Origin of the sequence: Oceanobacillus sp. FSL K6-0251 (assembly GCF_038004725.1) — a bacterium.
Taxonomy (GTDB): Bacteria; Bacillota; Bacilli; order Bacillales; family Amphibacillaceae; genus Oceanobacillus; species Oceanobacillus oncorhynchi.
Genome location: NZ_JBBORS010000001.1, coordinates 2,724,972 through 2,746,160 on the forward strand (window position 1 = coordinate 2,724,972; position 21,189 = coordinate 2,746,160).

Sequence of the window (21,189 nt, forward strand, 5' to 3'; positions counted from 1 at the left end):
ATTAAAGATTAGCTTTTCACATATACTGAAGCTTCATTCCTTTTTAAATAGAGAGAATGTTAGTGAAGTATTTCCGGCTGCTCCCCTCTTACCCGCAGGGGCCGGCAGCCGGAAAAATAAAACTTAGAGGAGGAAAATCATGTCAGAATTGTGGATTGTTATTATTGTAGCAGCCGCGCTTCTTTTGGCACTGCTTGGTCTATTTGTAACCAAGTACCGTACAGCCGGTCCCGATGAAGCGCTCATTGTTACAGGAAGTTATTTAGGTGGAAAGAATGTTCACGTAGATGAAGCCGGAAATAAAATTAAAATTATTCGCGGCGGCGGAACATTCGTCGTTCCTGTCTTTCAACAAGCAGAACCACTTAGTCTTTTATCTAGTAAATTGGAGGTAACTACTCCAGAAGTTTACACAGAACAAGGTGTTCCTGTTTTAGCAGATGGTACAGCAATTTTTAAAATAGGCGGATCAATCAGTGAAATTGCTACAGCAGCAGAACAATTCCTTGGAAAATCTAAACAGGACCGGGAGCTGGAAGCGAAAGAAGTACTGGAAGGTCATCTACGTTCCATCCTTGGTTCGATGACGGTTGAAGAAATCTATAAAAACCGTGACAAGTTTTCTCAGGAAGTACAGCGGGTTGCTTCTAACGACTTAGCTAAGATGGGATTAGTTATCGTATCCTTTACGATTAAAGATGTAAGAGATACAAATGGATACTTAGAATCACTTGGTAAGCCCCGTATTGCACAAGTAAAACGTGATGCAGATATCGCTACAGCTGAAGCAGAGAAAGAAACGAGAATCAAGCGTGCGGAAGCAGCAAAAGATGCAAAACGTGCAGAATTGCAACGGGCAACCGAGATTGCAGAATCAGAAAAAGAAAATCAATTAAAAACATCTGAATACCGTCGTGAACAGGATACTGCAAAAGCACGCGCGGACCAAGCTTATGATTTTGAAACAGCCCGTTCCAAACAGGAAGTTACGGAACAAGAAATGCAAATTAAAATCATCGAGCGTCAAAAGCAAATTGAATTGGAAGAAAAAGAAATTTTGCGTCGTGAGAAGCAATATGATTCAGAAGTTAAGAAAAAAGCAGATGCGGACAGATATTCCGTGGAGCAATCTGCAATTGCTGAAAAAGCAAGAGAAATGGCTACCGCAGATGCGAACCAATATCGTATTGAAACAGCAGCTCGTGCAGAAGCTGAAAAAATCCGTGTTGACGGTCTTGCGAAAGCAGATGCAGAACGTGCACAAGGGGAATCAGAAGCAGAGGTTATCCGCTTGAAAGGTCTTGCGGAAGCAGAAGCGAAAGAAAAAGTCGCTCAAGCCTTTGAACAATATGGAGAAGCAGCTATTCTTGATATGGTTATCAAAATGCTTCCAGATTATGCAAAACAAGTTGCAAGCCCATTATCCAATATTGATAAGATTACAGTAGTCGATACAGGAAGCAATGGCGCTAATGGCGGAGCAAACAAAGTTTCCAGCTATGCAACCAACTTAATCAGTACATTGCAGGAAAATCTAAAAGAAACCTCTGGAATCGATATTAAGGAATTACTGGCAGGTGCATCGAAAGGCAATGCTAAACCGCAATCGAAAGAAACTCCTGCACCAGCGGCATCAGAAGTAGCTGCAGCGAAAACAAGCGAAGAAAATAATGATAACTAATGTAAGACAGCAATAGTTGCGGCACGGCAATAAAGTTGTTTCTCTGACTATCCGGATGTATCATGCTTTACTTTGAATAAAGAGGTGTTAATTTGAAAAATGAACCTGATAGGCTGAAAAAACATGGCCTTATTAGCTATTTTGCTTTTATCATAGGTGTTATCTGCTTTTTCATCGTTTTCATAACCCCTACAAGGATAGCTAACATAGGAAACTTAGCTGGTGATTATATCACATTTTTTCTTACAGCAGCAGGTATCATATTATCAATTATTGGATTAGGAAAGAAAACAGAAAAAAATACCATTCCGATTATATCTTTTATGCTTTCCTCTTCTTTCTTTATATTTTGGATAATCGTATTTATCTTATTAATTACCGGCCAAATGGACTTTGCTCCATAGCCCAATAATATGTCCAATCATAACCAGAGGTATTTAGGAACAGCTTTATTGTTATAAAACCAGAAATCAAATGCAGCAAAAGATAAAAATCTCTGTTCATTTTAAAATGAGCAGAGATTTTTGTTTACTTTCTATTTTTTATTATGCAGCCTTTTTCTGGCGGCAGCCAGATTAATGTCTTTCTTCCCCTGCCGTCTATTTAATGCATGCTTAAACAGATAACGTATGCCCTTTCCTCTCATCTGTTCATCTTCATAGCGCGGCAATACATGCAGATGCGCATGCATAATATACTGACCAGCTGCCTCCCCGCTGTTCCAGCCAATGTTATATCCGGAAGGCACATGCTTTTCATCAATCAGATTTTTGGCTCGCTGTAAAAGATCTTTTATTGCCAGCCATTCTCCATCTGTTAAGTCAAATGGATAGACTCGATGTGCTTTGGTCACAATCACTCCAGCTCCTTCGAGTGATCTCCCTGGTTCCTTTGCTTCCTCTAATTGTAAAAACATTGCTTTTTCATTTTCCAATATGATTTGCTGATTTTTTATTAAAGAAGGATAACAAAAAGGGCATTCAGGTGAATTCATTCTTCTGCCTCCCAGTATAAAAAACGTTATATTGATTAATTAGACCTATGTTTCCTTTCCTTATTCAGACTCTGTCAATAAAACAGGTCAACACCCTTGCCTCCTGTTCATCTACCGGGAGAAATAAATGTGGTTTGGACCCTGCGAAATAAGCACTGTCGCCTGTTTGGAGCAGCTGCTTTTTCCCATCATATAATAATTCAATTTCCCCTTCCAATATATAGATAAATTCGTCCTGTGAATGCGTATACGTTTTTTCATCACGCAAATTCAGAGACTTTGGAGTAACATGGACAATCGTCGGTTCAATCCCGCTATATTGGGAGCGGTTAGCAAGAATTTCATAGGAATACCCCATGCTTTCATCCCCTACTTTTTGCGGGCGGTTACTCTTCTTTTGGATAACAATATCCTGCTCTTCTTTATCATCCAGCACCCATGACAGCTGTATATGTAAAGCGTCACAAATTCGGGATAACGTCGCTATTGCGGAGGCAGTCTGTCCATTTTCAATTTTAGATAACAGACTTTTAGAGATATTGGAAGCGTCCGCAATTTCTTGCTGTGTTTTATCTTCCCGGCGTCTTGCATACTTAATTTTCTCTCCAATTTTATGTAATTCGATGCTGCTCATTCCTTCCTTTGCCAAATAGTCATTCGTGTTCTATTATATTTCTTGAACATCCTCTTATAGTATATTTAATCATAATCCAGACAAACCAATAGAGTCAATCTATTCTCGAATATCATTTACGGGAAACGATACTTAGCAACATACCAAAAAGCCTTGCCATCACTTGCTCGACAAGACTTTTCCGCTGTTTGTTTTATCTTCATGCATTTTTCAAATAAGCTACCGATCTGCTCGGCAATGTTTTTCCAAGCTTATTTTGAATATATATACTTGCTTCCTGAATACGTTTCTCATTTATTCCTGTCTCAATTCCCAGCCCGTTTAACAAATACAGCACATCATTGGTAGCAACATTACCTGCAGCTCCCGGTGCATAAGGACAACCGCCCAGGCCGCCGATGGTACTGTCGAAACGGGTAATTCCCATGTGAAGCGCCGTCATGATATTAGCTATTGCCATTCCTCTCGTATCATGAAAATGTAGTATCAGTTTATCTTTTGGAAAATAAGGAAAAAGACCTTTGAGCAATTTCTCCACTTGCGTCGGCACAGCTGTTCCAATGGTATCACCAAGGGAAAGATAGTCCACTCCGCTCTCAATTAATTGGTCACATACACTGAGCACATCCTCTACTGCAATCCGTCCCTCGTATGGACAATCAAATACCGTAGAAACATAGCCTGTTACTATTTTCCCGGCATTTTTAGCTTCTTTGATAACCTCAGTTAATATCGGATATGTCTCTGGAATTCGTTTATTAATATTTTTGAGGTTATGCGTCTCACTCGCCGACATAAACACGGAGGCACCGTCAATACCAGCCTCTAAAGCGTGCTCCAGCCCTTTCATATTCGGTACTAAAGCAGAATAGACGACCCCTTTTTCACGGTTGATCCGTTTGCCTACCTCCCTTGCATCCTTCAGTGCAGGAATCATTTTTGGATGAACAAAGGATGAATACTCAATTTCCGAGACGCCGGTTTTGGAAAGCATATTAATCCATGCAACCTTATCCTCTGTAGAAATCCATTTCTGCTCGTTCTGCAGACCGTCTCTTGGTCCGACTTCCTTTAAATAAACATTGCTTGGTAATCCACACATTCATACCCCTCCTTTGTATGCGTTTTCAATTCAAGCTATGAAAATATACCTCGATTGTGCATGACCCGCCAAATAAGCCAGCATAGATATTGCAAGGTATTACAATAACCTCATGCAAATTACCCCTCTTTATATACTACAAATAAAATTCAATCCAGTTTCCTTCTGTTCAACTTTGTTGAATCAAGTATATAATAAAATTTCTGAAAATGTCAATCCTGCCTGCTGTCAAAATGAAACAATTTTGATAAAATATATTCATAGTGCCATTTACAGAATACTTTCCTATTTAGGGTTTACAAATCGTCTGTAAAATGATTCTGTCCGTTTTTAATATACGTTTTGAACGATGTAAAACATACGATAATTTAGATAAGGAGCGTTTCCATGATAAAGATATATACCAATGGGGTCATACATACATTTCAAACTTCGCAGCCAGTTATACAGGCTGTTGTTATTAAAGATGGACATTTCATAGATATGGGATCCAATGAACAAATGCTTTCTTTTTGGAGCGCAAAAAGTGATGCGGTAATTGATCTGGGTGGAAAAGCTGCTACGCCGGGGTTAACAGATACACACCTCCACCTTTCTATGCAGGCAATGAAGTTTATTGATTTAGATGTGACCGGCGTCACAAAGAAAGAAGTATTTTTAAATAAAATAAAACAGCGTGCCGATACATTGGACAAGGGAGAATGGCTGCTTGGCGCCGGCTGGGATGAAAATCTATTCACTGACGGCGGTCTGCCTACGAAAGAAGAGCTTGATGCGGCTGCCCCGCACCACCCGCTTTTTCTGACAAGAATATGCGAGCATGCAGCCGTTGTTAACTCGAAGGCGCTTGAGGAAATTAATTATTCCAGCACGCTTGCTGTTCCAGAGAGCGGCGAGATTGTAACGGATGCAAATGGAGAACCCACCGGTTTAATTCTTGAATCAGCAGCGGTATTATTTAAAGCAAAAATCCCTGATAAATCCTATCAAACATGGAAAAAAGCACTTCGTAAAACCATTTCCACCGTTTCTGGATATGGTGTAACCAGTGTGCATTCCAATGATCCGGCTTATTTAGGCGGCTTACAGCAAACCTACCAGCTCTATCAGGAATTATTAAATGAAGAAAAAATGGGTCTGCGGGCAAATCTATTAATTGATTATCCTTTCTTAGAGGATCTGCATACAGCGGGAATGTACACCGGATATGGGAATAATATGCTGCAAATCGGAGCGGTAAAAATATTTGCAGACGGTGCTTTCGGCAGAAGAACGGCACTATTGAAGGAAGCATACTCCGATCAGCCCGGGCAATTTGGAGAAGCAATGCTCTCGCAGGATACATTGTACACTATCGTAAAACGCGCAAGGGAAATGGGTATGCCTGTTGCTGTTCATACAATTGGCGACCAGGCATTGGAAAATGTCCTTGATACCCTGGACCAATTTCCGGCATCCGCCTATAGAGACCGTCTGATACATGCGCAGGTCATTAATCCAGACCTAGTAAAGCGCCTTGCAACGCCGGATCGTATCGTTGATATTCAGCCTCGCTTCCTTGCAAGTGACTATCCATGGGTTACAGAGCGTCTTGGCGAAGCACGCATGCCTTATGCCTATGCCTGGAAAACATTACTTGATAATGGCATTATCTGCGGCGGTGGCTCAGATGCACCTGTTGAACCGTTGAATCCTTTACTCGGGATTCATGCGGCAGTTACCAGAAAAGCTCCCGGTGAAACACACAGCGGCTGGTACCCAGAACAAAAATTAAGCATGCACGAAGCTTTTTATCTATTTACAAAATACGCAGCTTATACAACAAATGAAGAAAAGCTAAAAGGAACCATTTCCCGCGGCAAGCTGGCAGATATGACGGTTTATTCTGCCGACCCATTTCAAATGAAGAATGCAGACGAATTAGTAGATACCAATATTGAAATGACGATTGTTGATGGAGACATTGTATATAGGAAAGGATAGAAACAATAAATTCGATGTATTAATTAAAATAAGCAGTGAAAAATCCAGCATGATTTTTCACTGCTTATTTATTATAATTAATCTTTAAAATGGCCAAATCAACGGCACAATGACAACGCATACAATCAGCTGAATAACCAAAAATGGAAAACCGCATTTAATATAATCAAGGAATGTATAATTTCCCGGACCATAAATCATTGTATTAGGCGGTGTGCCAACAGGAGAGGCATAGGCTGCAGATGCACCTACACAAACCGTCATTAAAATTGCTTTTGGATCAACTCCCATACTTGCTGCGATAACTAATCCAATCGGAGCCATAAGTGCTGCCGCTGCTGTATTGGACATGACAGAGGTCAGTACAGTGGTTACTCCGAAAATTAAAGCGGTAATAACATACGGTCCGGCGTTGCTTCCTGCCATCTCCAGTACATAATCCGCAATCATCTGTGCAGCGCCTGTTTCTGCTAAAGCAGTCGCCATAGGCATCATGGCGGCTACTAAAATGATTGTGGAGAAATCTAAGGAACGGTATGCTTTTTTCTCCGACATCGTACGTGTTAAAACAATAACCATTGCCCCCATAACAGAAACAATATGCAAAGGAATTCCAAATTGCTCTTCAAAGATCATAAAAACGACTGCTGCCAGCAAAACTCCAATGGCAACCATTTGTTTCCATGTGGCTTCTTCGCTTGTAGCTTCTTCTTCATTTTTCGTATCAGCTTCTTCCAAAGCCGTTTCCCGATTCGGAATAAGCTTATAACCAATCGTCATCATGTAAATAATACCAATAATCGTTAGAGGAATTCCGATATAGGCAAATTCAAAGAATCCGAATACAGGTGTATTTTCAATTAACCAAATGAAGTCCAGTCTAGTATCGAACTAAATCCAGCCATTCAAAAGTATAATAAATTCTTTAACTTTTGAGGGCGCCACCTACGTAAACTTTTTTTATCATCATTTGCTCCCTATCGAGGAACAAGTTAGGATAATTCATTATTATCTCCACACTTATCGACAATACGTTTTAACATGGTACCTATTATAATAGTTGACATAACAACAATGAAAGTAGTCCAAAAAGTGAGTTCAATTTCAAAAGTACCAATTATTAAGATCCAAACAAATAGTACAATTAAACGCCAGGTATCTTTTTTTAAATTCTTAATTTTTTTAATGCATTGTGTTTCATATTTCTACATCCTCTACATGATTTACTCTCTTTCCGCAATTTCTTTTAATCGGATTTTAACATGCAAATTATTGATTTTTTGTTTAGATTTTTTTCACCAATTTCTAATGAAAGCTTGGGTGATTGGCGGGGTAAGATCATATTTTTACACAAAGTCCGTTTCTTCATTTTGTTTTTGTGCTGTTTCAAAGATTGAAGTTTCGTTGTTTACTTATTGTTGCATAATCAGATTTAACGTCTCTAGTAATCGAGAGCGATCTTGTTTTCGTGTAGCTTTTGGGTTAATCGTAAATGGAGAATAACCAGTTACTCGATTCATACATAATCTCACTTTATTATGAAAGGATAATTGAGCAAAATAATCACCTTCGTTATATAAAACAATCTCGAAGATGCTTTGAGATGAGACTTTAGATACCTTTATGTATTCGATATCCGTAAAATAAATGGTTACTTCACTTTTCGTAGATGAATCTAATTGCAGATATTCATCTGTTATCGTGATATAAGGATAACCCCGGAATATTTTCAATATATTTGCAATGGTAAAGAAACTAAATAAAACCATAATAAACAATGCCAAAGCGATAATTAGTATAGCTTCTTCTATATAGGCAATATACATTATTAAGGTCCCAAAAACGACAAGTAATAATGAAAAAATGATTCCGAGAAAAAGCTTCCCTTTTGAATGATAAAACTCTATTTTATTTTCTATCAAATTAACCCCCCCTTACAATTAGAAATACTTTTTTGTCATTAATATGCCTCTTATTCAATAAGGTAATAAACTTTTTTTGCTTACTTTCTTCATGAACTTTCTCTTTTATCTAAAAAATTTCTAATAAAATATTTCTTCAATTGATACTAACTTTTTAACTGCCCTTATCATATCCCCATCAATTATCAACTACCATTTCTTAAAAAATCAAATAAAACAGGTAATTTTCTTCAAAAAAGGATAATTTTTTATGACTTTTTACATTTTTCCACCTAAAATTATGTTACTATTATATATATTTTAAATATATGGAGGTATTAGATGTCAAAAAGAATGCTTTATGTTCTTCTTGCAGCTGTATTCGCAATCGCTTTAACTGCTTGCGGTTCTAGTGATGAAGATGACGCAGCAGAAGCGGAAGAACAAGAAACAAATCAAGAAGAAAACGAAACAGAAGAAGACTCAGAGGAAAAAGCTGAGGAACCAGAACAAATGGAAGAAGAAGTAGAAAATGAAGATGCTTCTTCCGATGAAGCAGACGCAGAGCAAGAAGCTGAAGAAGATGCTGATGAGGAAGAACAGGCTCAAGCAGAATCTTCTAATGCAGATTTTGATGCATTAATTACTGCAATGGAAGAGGAAACAGAAGGTACTGCTACGCTTCTTTATGAGAACGATGAGCCTCAATCTCATGAAATGGAAGGCTTAACTGTAACACTGGATGCATACCAATTAGTAGAATTAGAAGATTTTCATACCAATTTCAGTATTCCTTTTAATGACGAAACAGATGGCGGCGTTATTTTAGCTCAATATACGGTAGAAAATGATTCTGATCAGGATTTACATTACATGCCTTCATTAGATTTAGATTTTGTTGGAGCAACAAAATTCTATACAAATTATCGGGAGCTTCTCCCTTTAGATGAGCAATTATCAAGTATGCTAAACCCCGATAATGAATACTTAGTGGAATCTGGAGATGAAGTGACCGGCTATTACGCTTATCCTTTTGGATCAGAAGATTTAGAAGCAATATTGGCAGAAGGAAATGTTATTTTGAATGTTCCTACGCCAACTACAGAGTATAATGAATATTCTTCCAGTATTGGTTCTGGTACCGAGTTTAGCCTTCCTTTAGATGGTGACAGTGCTGAAAAAAATGCGGAAACAGAGAGCCAAGGTTTTTATCAGGATGCACTGAGTGCTGAAAATATGGGCGATAAAGAAATGATTGAACAAGAAGATGGCATTGGGGAGAGCGACGAATTAGGAGACGTAACAATTACATTAGATGGTTATCAATTTGTTGATTTTACTCCAAATGCCGAAGAAGCAGCTCGTTATGAGGATCCTGATAACATCGTAGTTGCTACGATAAGATTTGAAATTGATAACCAGGGTGATGAAGAAATTGGCTTAAGCTCTCTTTCTTCAAGGCTCACAGTAAATGATGGATCTCAATATCTTTTAAGTGAAGGAATGTTTCATCCTTATGACAATAGTAGTAGTATCGCATCTGGTGAAGAAGGAGAATTGCTGCAAACTTTCCTGTTAGACAAAGAAATGTATGAAAAAATTTGGAAAGATAAAAGTATGGAAATTGAAATTGGCCCGATGAGAAATATGGATGCTGAAGATATTTCCAAAGGACATGAAGTAGAGTTTAATTTAAAATAAGTATAAAAAAGCTAATGGTGCAATTTGAACCATTAGCTTTTTCCAATGAAAAAGGTTAGTGCATTAACGCATCACAGCCCCGCCCGAAATTTTCACCGACTCCCCTACAATATTTCGCGCAGCATCCGTCAGCAGGTACGCAATCGTATTGCCCACCTCATCCGGAGCTGTTATTTTTTGAGAAGGCAACGAATCCTCTGCTGCTTTTCTTACCTGTTCATAGGATTGATTCGTATTTTCCGCTTTTGCTTCAAATAAACCTTGTACCATTTCTGTATCAACAAAACCGGGACAAACTGCGTTGACACGAATATTATATGCAATTGCTTCCAAAGCCATAGACTGTGACCAGCCGATCATCGCAAATTTAGAAGAAGCATAAGCACTATTTCCATATGTCCCCCGCAAACCGGATAAAGACGCCACGTTGACGATATTCCCCTGCTGCTTCTCTTGCATCTCCTGATAAATTTCTTTGGTCAGACTGAATGCAGATAAATAATTTACAGTAAGCATGGCTTGTATATCCGCTTCTTCCAGCTGATTCACCGTCTTGTTTCCCGCAATTCCAGCGGCATTGACTAAATCAGAGATAAATCCCAATGCGTCCCGTGCGTTGCTGACCAATTGCGTTCTTTCCGCTTCCTCTGTTATATCTGCCTGCTGCACAAATAGCTTCGAAGCATCAGTAAGACCTTCCAGCTCCTGTCTAAGTTCTGCAAGCTTATCGGCATTCCGTCCGGTTATGGTGACCTTAGCCCCCATCTGTGCGACAATCTTCGCTGTTTCTCTTCCTATTCCGCCAGTTGCGCCGGTTATTAATACATGTCTTCCTTCTAATGCATCTTTTGAAAATATGGCCATGGTGTATTCCCCTTCCAATTCATTACTTTGATATGATTATCCTCCAATTATAGCATGATTGTTCTTTTCTAATTAAACGTTGTTGTCGCGTATACAATACCCCCCCTTACCTTTCCCCCTATATTTATTAATCCAACTATAGATTGTCATGAAGTGCCTTATTTTTCAAATTATTATGTCGATAAACAGGCATAAAACATTGACAAAATACCTGGATTGGGTTAAATTACTAAAGGCGAATGTTTTTAATATCCAATACAAATTTTATTCGTGTTTAGGAGTGTTTTAAATGGAAAATGTTTTTGATTATGAAGATATCCAATTAGTTCCCGCAAAATGTGTAGTAAATAGCCGGTCAGAATGTGACACCTCCATTGAGTTTGGCGGAAGAAGCTTTAAATTACCGGTCGTTCCTGCAAATATGCAGACGATTATTGATGAAAATATTGCAACTTATTTAGCTAAAAATAATTATTTCTATATTATGCACCGTTTCGAGCCTGAGAAACGTATTGATTTTATAAAAACAATGCGAGAACAAGATTTATTCGCTTCAATCAGTGTCGGAGTGAAGGATGACGAGTATGCTTTTGTGGAATCACTTGCTGAAAATAACTTAGTTCCAGAATATATTACCATTGATATTGCACACGGTCATTCAGAACCTGTTATCCGTATGATCAAGCATATTAAAAAACATTTACCAGACAGCTTTTTAATTGCTGGTAATGTTGGTACTCCTGAAGCTGTACGTGAGCTGGAGCATGCCGGCGCGGACGCTACAAAAGTAGGAATCGGGCCTGGTAAAGTATGTATTACTAAAATCAAAACTGGTTTTGGAACGGGCGGGTGGCAGCTGGCAGCACTGCGCTGGTGTGCAAAAGCTGCAAGTAAACCAATTATTGCAGACGGCGGAATCCGTACACATGGCGATATTGCGAAATCTGTACGTTTTGGTGCATCCATGGTCATGATCGGTTCTTTATTTGCCGGTCACGAAGAATCTCCTGGAGATACCATTGAAAAAGATGGCAAGAAGCTGAAGGAATACTTCGGTTCTGCATCAGAGTTCCAAAAGGGAGAAAAGAAAAACGTAGAGGGCAAAAAAATGTACGTAGAGCATAAAGGTGCCCTTCAGGATACATTGACAGAAATGGAACAGGATCTTCAATCCTCTATTTCTTACGCCGGCGGCAGACAGTTAGATGCTATCCGCACAGTGGATTATGTGGTTGTGAAAAACTCTATCTTTAACGGCGATAAGGTATTCTAAATAGCATTTAAAAAAGCTTATGTCAGGAAAGGGACAAGCCCTTCTGACATAAGCTTTTTCTCTGTTTAAAGCTAAAACCTTCCTGACCTGAATATCGCAAAGATAAGCCATATAAACATCAGTACAGCAACAACAAAGCCAATTTCGATAACTGGCAGACTCCAAAAATAAGAAACCTCTCCCGCGATTGCTGAACCGACAATTAATCCAACCATAATAATACTGAACGATAACAGGACGATACTGAACGATAAACGGTTACTGATTCTGTCCAGCTTCTTAAGAATCATATCCACTCTGGAAACGGATATTTCCAAGGGCACCTTACCCTTCCGAATCAGCTTATAGACCGCATTAACATGCTCCGGTAAATCTAAAATAATATCCTTATAATCATCAACCTGCTCGTAAACTTCCTCTGCCATTTTTTTAGGTCGATATTTCTCTTTAATCAGCCTCTTTCCAAAAGGCTGCGCTATTTTAACAATACTGATATCCGGGTCTAATCTTTCTACGGTCCCTTCCAGGGTAACCAGCGTTTTCCCGACTAAAGATAAATCTGCGGGAATACGAATTTGATGCCTGGAAGCAACGCTGAATAAATCATTCACCGCTTCTCCCAGACTAACCTGGCTAAATGGAACATCATAATATTTATCCCGCAGCTCTTCAATATCTGCACGCATCATATCATCATTGACCTCATCAGGAACCACACCCATTCGATAGATAGCCTTCACGATAGCATGCGTATTTTGACGGGCCAGCGCAATAATCATATCCGTCAGATGCTCCTTCATTAACGGTGTGAGCCGGCCGACCATTCCAAAATCCATAAATAACAGCTGATGACCAGGGAGTATCATCACATTACCCGGGTGCGGGTCTGCATGAAAAAAACCATCTAATAATATTTGTTCAAATAAATTATGAATTAATTTTTCTGCAATTACCTTGGGCTGATAGCCTTCCCGGATAAGCTGCACATTCTCATCTAACTTTATCCCTTTGACAAATTCCATTGTCAGCACACGTTCGGTTGTATATTTCCAATACACATCAGGGACTTTCACGCCTTCTTTATCATTTTTGAAATTCATCGCAATTTTATGCGCGTTCCGTCCTTCCAAAGTGTAATCTAATTCGGCCAGGATGGATGCTTTAAATTCTTCAATGATTTCGGTGATTTTATATTGATAAGCCCACTCTAAACGTGTTTCTGCAAGGGTGGCAAAATTCATTAAAATCTCTAAATCCGTATGAATTTTCTTTTCAATATTCGGGCGCTGTACCTTCACAGCTACTTCTTCCCCGCTCTGCAAAATAGCATAATGAACCTGTCCGATCGAGGCGGCGGCGATAGGCTCTTTGTTAAACTCTTTAAATATATCATGAATCTGCTCTCCCAATTCCCTCTCGATAATTTCCTGAATTTCGGTATAGGAGACTTTCCCGACCTGATCCTGCAGCTTCTCCAGCTCTTTAATAATACCTCGGGGAATCAAATCACTTCTTGTGCTTGCGATTTGTCCAAGCTTCACAAAGGTCGGACCTAATTCTTCCAGGAAAAGCCGAATTCGCTCTCCTGTTGTTTTTCTATGTATTTCCTTCTTCCCTTTAAGAACTCTTTCCGGCAAAGAAACAACCTTTTGCAATCCCAATTCCTTTACAATATACCCAAAGCCATTACGGGAAAATGCAACAAGTATTTCTCGATAACGTTGTATATGACGAATACGTTTATTAAGAATCGCGGTTCCCTCCTTTCCCGTTTAATTTCTATTGATAGTATACCCATTCTTATCCATCTGTTAACAGGAAATCCAGGCTATTTTACAAAGAGGAACTGTTTTCCCTATGACAGCTCCTCTTTGTAAATTTATGCCTCGTTCTTATTTGTTAGTTTTATAATGCTTATTTTCACATATAACCCGATCAGCATACAAATGGATGGCAATATAATAGCTAGGAAAATCAATTGTCCATTAATCAATGCTAAATAAAGATACGGCAAGGAATAAAACATAAGTGCCTCAGATACTGCCAGCGGGACCAAGGTGTACATTATCAGATTAATGATAAAAACCAGGGAAACCGTCAAACTATTTTTTAAAAGCGTTCCTTGATTTTTCAATGCAAATCCAAATAATACATACGCGATTAAAACTCCGAAAAATACCATTTGCAGTTGATTCGTGAAAAGTACCATTAGCATGGCAAACACTGTCAGGAAAAAGTGAAAAATCAGCGCCGGCAAATTGTTTTGTAAATATGCTTTGATACCGCCGTTTTCTATGTTGTCGCTAGACATTCAATCATCCTTTTACGTCTTTAATTTTGAATAGAGCTCTTCAGCTGCTGATCTCTTTGATGTCTTTCGATTGCCAGTTCAATTAATTTCTCTATCAGTTCCCGATAGGAAACGCCGCTCTCTTCCCAAAGCTTTGGATACATACTTATCTTCGTAAATCCGGGCAATGTATTAATTTCATTAATAATAATCGTATTATCCTCTTTTAAAAATACATCTACTCTGGCTAAGCCTTCACAATTTAAAGCCTCAAAAGCTTGAACAGCAGTCTGTTTAATTCGATCTGCCACGTCTTTGTCCAATACAGCAGGTATTTCTAAGCTTGCTCCAGATTCATCAATATACTTCGCTTCATAAGAATAAAATTCGACGGTTGGAAGAATCTCGCCTGGTACAGAGGCAATCGGGTTTTCATTACCTAAAACCGAACACTCTATCTCTCTTCCTGAGACAGCCTCTTCAACTAAAACTTTGTGATCATACATAAATGCATCCTGAATAGCATGGTTAAATGCTTCTTCCGTCTCCACCTTGTGTACGCCAACAGAAGAGCCTTGATTTGCCGGCTTAATAAATAATGGTGTTCCTAATTCCGCAGCAATATCCTGATAAGAGATTTGATTTTGTTTGGCTTTACGGAAGCTGTATCCGCGGGCAACATGTAAGCCTGCATCGCTCAGCAGACGCTTGGCAATATCCTTATCCATGCTGATAGCTGAACCAAGTACAGAAGAACCTACAAATGGAATATTGGCCATTCTCAGCATACCCTGCAGGCTTCCATCTTCACCGAGTGTGCCATGGACAATTGGAAAAATAACATCTAATTGGTCCATGCTTACACTTGAGCCGGTCTCAATAATTTGATTCTCTTCCGCTCCAGGGACAATGGCAATTCCCTTCCCTGTTTTATTTAATGCAATCAGGCTTGGATCCTCTTCATTTATTAAATAGTGAGAACGGTCATTGACATGCCAATTCCCCTGCTTATCAATCCCCAGCAGATATACTTCATACTTATCTAAATTAATTGCGTCCACAATATTTTTGGCAGATTGCAGAGAAACCTCATGCTCTGATGATTTCCCTCCAAAAACAATACCAACTTTTTTCTTCATTCCAATCCTCTCCTCATTGACTCTAATGACATAATTACGATTGTTCCTATATCCTATGTGTTTATATCATTATTTGTTTGACCTGTATCGCTATTTTATCATAGAGTTCATTTGGAAGGGGACTTTAATGTCAATAATTCATCCGAAGCAGTGATTCTGATTATTAAGAAATAATAAATTTTCAACTTCTCTGCCTAATCCGGGATCCTGAATGTATTAAAAAATAATTAAAGAAAGCTAAAAAATCTTCCCAGGCTGATTTTTTAGCTTCCCCTTTATTCACTAATTGCTTTTTTTCGAAATAAATAATCATTGGAGGAACGAATTTGCACATTGATGACCAGCCCCATCATAATCAGATTGGTTATCAGCGAGCTTCCTCCATAACTGATAAAAGGCAAGGTAATCCCAGTAATCGGCATTAAACCAATGGTCATCGCAATATTTTGAAATACTTGAAAGGCAAGAATTCCGATGATGCCGACGCAAAGATAGACCCCGAATAGATTATCTGCTTCGAAGGCAACCTTTGTAATTCGATAAAGAAGCAGGAAATATAATAAAATCAGAATACTTGCTCCGATAAAACCATATTCTTCTCCAATTACTGTAAAAACAAAGTCTGTATGTGCTTCAGGTACATTCCCATTTTGAATCTGCATCCCCTGATTAAATCCGGCGCCGCTCAATTGTCCTGAACCGATTCCCATGATTGCCTGCTGAAGCTGATACCCATAATCAGATGCATACTCCGCCGGATTTAACCACCCATAAATACGGTCCATTTGATGTGATTGAAATAACCGGGAAAAAATATCTTCATTATAAGAATACAAAAAAATTAAACCGCCTATAGAAGCAGCTATGGTGAATAGCACCGGTAAAATAACTTTAACAGAGATACTGGAAACAATAATCATGGAAAAAGCAATGGCTAATACAATCAAAGCAGATCCTAAATCCGGCTGTAAAAATATAAAAACAAATGGAATTAATGTTACTGCCACTACTTTCAGCGTTAATTGAATACTCTTTTTTAAGGGCAGCTTTCGATTGCCATACTTCTCTAATAAAACAGCTAAGTAGATGATAAGAAATATTTTTATAAATTCAGATGGCTGTATCTCAAAGATTCCTAAATTCAGCCAACGTTGAGAACCGTTGCGAAAAACCCCAAAAAAATGAACGCCTAATAAAAGGAACACGCCAATCGCATACAACTTAAATGCCTGTTTTTTTAAGAGCTCATAGTCAAAGAAAATCACTGCCAGCATTATCAACGCACCAAAAAAATACCAAATACCTTGGCGAATCACAAAATAGTAAGGCTGTGATTGCGCATATTGTCCCGAACCGCTATAAATTGCAATTAAACTAATTAATAATAACAAGAACAAAATAGTGATTATACTGTAATCCAAATTGTATTTCTTCCGATTCATATCCAAACCCTCATTAATTACGTTTTATTAGCAAGTGCATTCATTACCACTTGAACTGCTACAGCATCATCTAAATAACCAACAGGAAAAAGATAATCCGGAATAACATCAGCTGTACTGATGAAATAAATTAGTGCTGCACCCATTAAAATTAATTCTTTCCTTGTTCCTTTTTTATGACAAATCCGATGAAAAAAAGTGGAAAGTTTTTTCATATAGGCCCCGCGGGCTCGTGCATCTTCTTTTTTCTGATGAAATGTATCCAGAATGAGACGGCGCCCTTCTTCCGTTTCTGCATCTTTTTCGTAACAATCCAGTTGTTTTTTTAATTTTTCCATTGAAAAAGAATCATAATGATCATCTGATTGCTCTAAAAATTGATCTATCATTACAATAGATGTCTGTATATCATTAGTATGATTCTCTGAAGATTTGACCGGCAGTCCGGTTCTCTGAAGTAATTCATCAAAAGGAACATCCAGTGCTTTTGAAATTTCCACTAAATGCTGATTTGTCGGTTTACGCTTATGGTTGATAATTCGGGATATCGTCGAAACATTAATATTCGTCTGTTTACTTAGTTCACGCATAGAAATATGTTTTTCCTTTAGCTGCTCTTTTAAGTAATCTCCTATATTTTGGCTCATTCGTTATACAAACCCTTCTATTTTCAGTTATCTTTTCCTCTTATTCTACTATACGAGGGATGTTGACAAAATGTCAAATACAGCCGCAATTGAATTAGGATAGATATATAAGCTGGATTAATTTTGAAAAAACCGCTTTCTTCCTTTCTTAAATAGCAAAGACGAATAAAATAAAAAAAACCGCATCTAAATCAGGAAGTTCCTTTTTAGATACAGGTTTATTCAGGCCTGCCGATATTATTAAATGGGTAGAATCGGAATGTTACTTCCCCAATAATTGCCTCTTCATTCAGAAAGCCGAAGAAGCGGCTGTCATTACTGTTTCCGCGATTATCGCCTAAAACAAAATAGGTATTCTCCGGAACAATGGAATAGCCTGTTAATTCTTCTAATGTAAAATTACCAGTTTGAAAACCCATTTTCGCCGGACTGTCATCATTTATTAAGTAGGATTCCTCCACTGCTTCTCCATTTAAATATAACGTATTACTTTTATATTCGATATGATCGCCTGGTACACCAATAACCCGTTTCACGTAATAATTGTCAGAGTCAGGGGCCTGGAATACAATCACATCAAACCGGTCTATTGAAGCTACTTTATTAACAATGATTTTATCCTGATCGAAAAAAGTGGGCTGCATCGATTCACCCCATACGACCGAAGGAGCTAAAAGGAAATTTTTAACAATAAATAATCCGATAACAACAAAAAGAATAATTCTGCAAAGCAAATAGAATTCTTTCTTTATTGCGCTCCGCTCCATACTGGGCACCTCCTTTAAACAAATACTCTCTTCTTTTATTATACAATATAAGCAGGAGAATGGAACGATATATATTTATATATTCTAAAATTATTCTATACATAGGGGTGAGTAAAGTCCCTTAGAAAGGATGTTCCAAACGTACAATCATAAAAAACATGCGTCAGTAATAAATCAGACACATGTTTTTTATGCAGTTATATTTCAAATTCACCAAGGTAATTAACAGTATTAATTGTCTGCATGCTCTCTTTGCTTCTGCTTTCTTTTTAATAGTACAACAGCAATCACAAATAATAAAAGAACAGAAATAATAAAGCCGATAAATAACCAATTAAAGCCTTTATCTTCTTCTAAAAGATAGACTTCTACAGATTCTCTCGGTATTCCAATCCGATAATTGCCCTCTTCATTTTCACGGACTAAATTATCCTCTAAAATACCGGTCAGCTGCATACCAGATTCTAAATTAGTTTCATCAATATATGCTGATTCACTTCCGTTATTAATAGCGACATACATCACTTCGTCTTCATAGCTGCGGCGGAAAACCAGCATGGATGCTTCGGAGCCGACATATTCAAAATCTCCCAACCTTAATGCCGGAAATTCATTGTGCAGCGCAGCAATACGCTTATGAAACTCCCTTAAATCTTCATCTCCGCTATTAAAAGGAACAAGCCGCTGCGATTCTTCCGCATCCATTCCGTACATGGGAAGCTCTGTCCCCTGCGTTACCATTGTTGCCCCCGGTGTAGTATACATATAGGTCAAGGCAAGCGTCCAAGCAGTGACAGCATTACGTTGATTCTCTGAAAAGATATTTGTAAAACGTTCTTGTTGAAGGCCGTCGATTTGCTTATAAAAATCGGTCAGCCTTTGTTCTTTCCACGCATCAAAAATGGCTGAAACATCCTGATCGCTATCTGCAAATGTTTCGCTTAATACTTGATTGAAACCCGGATAATTGATGAGATCGAGGGATGTATTTTCCATTAACGAAGCTGCTTCATCAATCGTTGCCGCACTTGTATCACCAATCAGATAAAAATCAGGACGGTTTTCTTTCAAAGCTGCTGTCAGCTCTTCGACAAATGGCTGCGGCGCCATGTCTGCATCATGAAGCTTAAATCCATCCACTTCGGTTTCTTCCTGCCAATATCTCGCAGCGTCTAATACATATTCCGCAGCCTCCGGATTTGTTAAATCAAATTGAACTGTTTCTGACAGCCATTCGTCATTTGATTCAGGTGCTCCAAGCCACCAATCTTCCTTGTCCGCATCATCTGTTAACGGACTGGTATCCGCAGCATAATTAAATACAAAATCAATCATTATTTTCATATCACGATTATGCACTTCGGATACAAGACGCTCAAAATCTTCCATTGTTCCAAATTGCGGATTGATCTCATAAAAATCATTGATCCAATAACCATGATATCCTCTTTCTTTATTTTCCGTAATCGGACTCAGGGAAATCGTGGTAATTCCAATATCCTGCAAATCATCTAATTTATTTATAATTCCCTGAAAGTCCCCTCCATGGTAATGATAAGGATCGTTAATATCTAATTCTCCTTCAATTTCCGTATCCCCATTATTAAAGCGGTCAATCAATACCTGATAAAATACTTCATTATGTATATCTTCGTCCTGTGCATGTACCGGTATTTGCATGATAAACATACTGATAACAGCAGCAAATCCAATACTTATTTTTTTAATCATAGATTTTCCCCCAATGATAATAAAACTGTAATTACGATTCCACCCTTGTTTTATTATCACTTATTTTCTAAAAAAATCATACCTTGATTGGAATGATGTAAAAAAGCGTTCACAATTAAACAGAAAAAACAAGAACACCACTATCTTTAAAACATTGGTGTTCTCGCCAAGGAGATGTCCGCTACGACGGTTTTCGATGGGGCGAGTAATCGCAATGGTTTTCGGTGGGACGAGTAATCGCAGTCCCAGTCCCAGCCCCAGGAAGTCGCTTTCCGCGGGCAACGGCTCAGCCGCACGGTAAGAAAATCGCTTCCTGTTCAGGTCTACCTGTTGCTTTTCCCGAAGGAGTCGACAACATCCGCTCCCATCTTTGAAAAGATATGTTTTATTTGCTTTCTTTCAAAGAAATGAAGCTGATTCTAGCGGAGTATTTTTTCCGTAGCGGCTATTTTCAGCTATTTTTATAAACATTCTTATTTTAAAATAAAGTGCCTCGGCAATGGACCAAGGCACTTTGTCTCCTCCTGTTCGTCGAGAATGTATTACACTATCCTCACAGGAGTGTTCGTCATCCTCTTATTTTAGAAATAAAAACCCATTGGGAGACGGAAAAAGCCTAAAACAATAACAATAATCAGTGCGATAAAGAATTGAATCCATTTGCCGGTTACTGCTTTTCCTTTTTTCGTAGAAACCAGAATTCCTTCCATTACCACAACAATCCAAAGACCGGCAAGTGCTTTTACAATAGCTTCCCCAAGAAGCGGCATGCCATAGCCTTGAATATAGTCCCAAGTTAATAATCCACCGGTAACGATGATAAACAAATACACAAGTCGTAAAATCATATGAACAATGGTTGCAGGCTTGTTACTGTTTTTCTTGTAAAGGGCTAAAGCTACTAAAAATAGAATCAGACCCAGCGCCCACGATGTAATATGCATATGCGTCATTCATGTTCCCTCCTTCAATTTTATAAATACATGTCATCATCATCTGTCATATTTCACAAAAATGACTAATAATTCGTTTATAATGAT

Annotated in this window: 19 protein-coding genes; 5 read left to right on the forward strand and 14 right to left on the reverse strand. The window is 38.4% G+C overall.

All coding sequences use genetic code 11. The features are described from left to right. The first annotated feature begins 139 nt into the window (after nt 1–139). Together MKY45_RS13690 and MKY45_RS13695 are read left to right on the forward strand one after the other, a co-directional pair. Complete coding sequence (locus tag MKY45_RS13690; protein ID WP_042534557.1) at nt 140–1,681, forward strand: flotillin family protein; 1,542 nt, start codon at nt 140–142, stop codon at nt 1,679–1,681. 92 nt (nt 1,682–1,773) lie between these two features. Further along, nucleotides 1,774–2,085 (forward strand): hypothetical protein, encoded by a 312-nt coding sequence (locus tag MKY45_RS13695; RefSeq protein WP_341173020.1) that lies wholly within the window; start codon nt 1,774–1,776, stop codon nt 2,083–2,085. Between the two features lie 131 nt (nt 2,086–2,216). Here MKY45_RS13695 and MKY45_RS13700 read toward each other — a convergent pair whose 3' ends face one another. From MKY45_RS13700 to MKY45_RS13710, 3 genes are all read right to left on the reverse strand, one after another. Continuing rightward, the gene (locus MKY45_RS13700) at nt 2,217–2,675 is read right to left on the reverse strand and encodes an HIT family protein (protein ID WP_341173021.1); all 459 of its coding nucleotides are present in this window, start codon (nt 2,673–2,675) and stop codon (nt 2,217–2,219) included. 64 nt (nt 2,676–2,739) lie between these two features. Beyond that, nucleotides 2,740–3,309: a helix-turn-helix domain-containing protein gene (locus MKY45_RS13705; protein WP_042536301.1), complete on the reverse strand. Its 570-nt coding sequence runs from the start codon at nt 3,307–3,309 to the stop codon at nt 2,740–2,742. A 199-nt stretch (nt 3,310–3,508) separates the two neighbouring features. Continuing rightward, on the reverse strand, nt 3,509–4,411 hold the full coding sequence (locus tag MKY45_RS13710) for a hydroxymethylglutaryl-CoA lyase (RefSeq protein WP_256704779.1): 903 nt from the start codon (nt 4,409–4,411) through the stop codon (nt 3,509–3,511). A 387-nt stretch (nt 4,412–4,798) separates the two neighbouring features. Here MKY45_RS13710 and MKY45_RS13715 point away from each other — a divergent pair, with 387 nt between their 5' ends. After that, nucleotides 4,799–6,394 carry an amidohydrolase gene (locus MKY45_RS13715; RefSeq protein WP_193064834.1) on the forward strand — a complete coding sequence of 532 codons (1,596 nt, stop codon included), beginning with the start codon at nt 4,799–4,801 and terminating at the stop codon, nt 6,392–6,394. Between the two features lie 84 nt (nt 6,395–6,478). Here the strand turns inward: MKY45_RS13715 and MKY45_RS13720 are convergent, their stop codons facing one another. Together MKY45_RS13720 and MKY45_RS13725 are read right to left on the reverse strand one after the other, a co-directional pair. Further along, the gene (locus MKY45_RS13720; protein ID WP_338112862.1) at nt 6,479–7,273 is read right to left on the reverse strand and encodes an SLC13 family permease; all 795 of its coding nucleotides are present in this window, start codon (nt 7,271–7,273) and stop codon (nt 6,479–6,481) included. Nucleotides 7,274–7,806: 533 nt separating this feature from the next. Further along, nucleotides 7,807–8,316 carry an STM3941 family protein gene (locus MKY45_RS13725; protein ID WP_256704781.1) on the reverse strand — a complete coding sequence of 170 codons (510 nt, stop codon included), beginning with the start codon at nt 8,314–8,316 and terminating at the stop codon, nt 7,807–7,809. Between the two features lie 321 nt (nt 8,317–8,637). Between MKY45_RS13725 and MKY45_RS13730 the strand changes: the two genes are divergently transcribed. Continuing rightward, entirely contained in the window at nt 8,638–9,996 is a 1,359-nt protein-coding gene (locus MKY45_RS13730; protein WP_256704782.1) for a DUF5068 domain-containing protein, read from the forward strand. A gap of 63 nt (nt 9,997–10,059) precedes the next feature. On the opposite strand, the gene MKY45_RS13735 is transcribed toward MKY45_RS13730, so the two are convergent. Next, a complete protein-coding gene (locus MKY45_RS13735; RefSeq protein ID WP_256704783.1) occupies nt 10,060–10,860 on the reverse strand; it encodes an SDR family NAD(P)-dependent oxidoreductase in 801 nt (266 codons plus the stop codon). A 289-nt stretch (nt 10,861–11,149) separates the two neighbouring features. On the opposite strand from MKY45_RS13735, the gene guaC reads away from it, so the two are divergent. After that, a complete protein-coding gene (gene guaC / locus MKY45_RS13740) occupies nt 11,150–12,133 on the forward strand; it encodes a GMP reductase (protein ID WP_042534582.1) in 984 nt (327 codons plus the stop codon). Between the two features lie 71 nt (nt 12,134–12,204). On the opposite strand, the gene MKY45_RS13745 is transcribed toward guaC, so the two are convergent. From MKY45_RS13745 to MKY45_RS13780, 8 genes are all read right to left on the reverse strand, one after another. Beyond that, nucleotides 12,205–13,884, reverse strand: coding sequence for an ABC1 kinase family protein (locus MKY45_RS13745; protein WP_341173483.1), 1,680 nt, complete (start codon nt 13,882–13,884; stop codon nt 12,205–12,207). Between the two features lie 128 nt (nt 13,885–14,012). After that, nucleotides 14,013–14,444, reverse strand: a complete 432-nt coding sequence (locus MKY45_RS13750) for a hypothetical protein (protein ID WP_042534586.1) — start codon at nt 14,442–14,444, stop codon at nt 14,013–14,015. Between the two features lie 20 nt (nt 14,445–14,464). Further along, nucleotides 14,465–15,562: a D-alanine--D-alanine ligase gene (ddlA, locus tag MKY45_RS13755; protein WP_042534588.1), complete on the reverse strand. Its 1,098-nt coding sequence runs from the start codon at nt 15,560–15,562 to the stop codon at nt 14,465–14,467. Nucleotides 15,563–15,837: 275 nt separating this feature from the next. Next, on the reverse strand, nt 15,838–17,004 hold the full coding sequence (gene rodA / locus MKY45_RS13760; RefSeq protein WP_042534590.1) for a rod shape-determining protein RodA: 1,167 nt from the start codon (nt 17,002–17,004) through the stop codon (nt 15,838–15,840). A 17-nt stretch (nt 17,005–17,021) separates the two neighbouring features. Then, complete coding sequence (locus MKY45_RS13765; protein ID WP_193064837.1) at nt 17,022–17,651, reverse strand: helix-turn-helix domain-containing protein; 630 nt, start codon at nt 17,649–17,651, stop codon at nt 17,022–17,024. Nucleotides 17,652–17,869: 218 nt separating this feature from the next. Then, nucleotides 17,870–18,418 carry a signal peptidase I gene (gene lepB, locus MKY45_RS13770; RefSeq protein ID WP_042534594.1) on the reverse strand — a complete coding sequence of 183 codons (549 nt, stop codon included), beginning with the start codon at nt 18,416–18,418 and terminating at the stop codon, nt 17,870–17,872. 231 nt (nt 18,419–18,649) lie between these two features. Next, entirely contained in the window at nt 18,650–20,149 is a 1,500-nt protein-coding gene (locus tag MKY45_RS13775; protein ID WP_256704784.1) for an alpha-amylase family glycosyl hydrolase, read from the reverse strand. A gap of 581 nt (nt 20,150–20,730) precedes the next feature. Then, nucleotides 20,731–21,102 carry a YisL family protein gene (locus MKY45_RS13780; RefSeq protein WP_042534597.1) on the reverse strand — a complete coding sequence of 124 codons (372 nt, stop codon included), beginning with the start codon at nt 21,100–21,102 and terminating at the stop codon, nt 20,731–20,733. Nucleotides 21,103–21,189 lie beyond the last annotated feature (87 nt).

What these genes read in the sequence shown, in the direction of transcription:
- MKY45_RS13735 (WP_256704783.1), bottom strand. Translation starts at nt 10,860, where the DNA reads ATGGCCATATTTTCAAAAGATGCATTAGAAGGAAGACATGTATTAATA.
- MKY45_RS13690 (WP_042534557.1), top strand. Translation starts at nt 140, where the DNA reads ATGTCAGAATTGTGGATTGTTATTATTGTAGCAGCCGCGCTTCTTTTG.
- MKY45_RS13775 (WP_256704784.1), bottom strand. Translation starts at nt 20,149, where the DNA reads ATGATTAAAAAAATAAGTATTGGATTTGCTGCTGTTATCAGTATGTTT.
- MKY45_RS13750 (WP_042534586.1), bottom strand. Translation starts at nt 14,444, where the DNA reads ATGTCTAGCGACAACATAGAAAACGGCGGTATCAAAGCATATTTACAA.
- guaC (WP_042534582.1), top strand. Translation starts at nt 11,150, where the DNA reads ATGGAAAATGTTTTTGATTATGAAGATATCCAATTAGTTCCCGCAAAA.
- MKY45_RS13765 (WP_193064837.1), bottom strand. Translation starts at nt 17,651, where the DNA reads ATGAGCCAAAATATAGGAGATTACTTAAAAGAGCAGCTAAAGGAAAAA.
- MKY45_RS13780 (WP_042534597.1), bottom strand. Translation starts at nt 21,102, where the DNA reads ATGACGCATATGCATATTACATCGTGGGCGCTGGGTCTGATTCTATTT.
- rodA (WP_042534590.1), bottom strand. Translation starts at nt 17,004, where the DNA reads ATGAATCGGAAGAAATACAATTTGGATTACAGTATAATCACTATTTTG.
- ddlA (WP_042534588.1), bottom strand. Translation starts at nt 15,562, where the DNA reads ATGAAGAAAAAAGTTGGTATTGTTTTTGGAGGGAAATCATCAGAGCAT.
- MKY45_RS13715 (WP_193064834.1), top strand. Translation starts at nt 4,799, where the DNA reads ATGATAAAGATATATACCAATGGGGTCATACATACATTTCAAACTTCG.
- MKY45_RS13730 (WP_256704782.1), top strand. Translation starts at nt 8,638, where the DNA reads ATGTCAAAAAGAATGCTTTATGTTCTTCTTGCAGCTGTATTCGCAATC.
- MKY45_RS13700 (WP_341173021.1), bottom strand. Translation starts at nt 2,675, where the DNA reads ATGAATTCACCTGAATGCCCTTTTTGTTATCCTTCTTTAATAAAAAAT.
- MKY45_RS13710 (WP_256704779.1), bottom strand. Translation starts at nt 4,411, where the DNA reads ATGTGTGGATTACCAAGCAATGTTTATTTAAAGGAAGTCGGACCAAGA.
- MKY45_RS13705 (WP_042536301.1), bottom strand. Translation starts at nt 3,309, where the DNA reads ATGAGCAGCATCGAATTACATAAAATTGGAGAGAAAATTAAGTATGCA.
- lepB (WP_042534594.1), bottom strand. Translation starts at nt 18,418, where the DNA reads ATGGAGCGGAGCGCAATAAAGAAAGAATTCTATTTGCTTTGCAGAATT.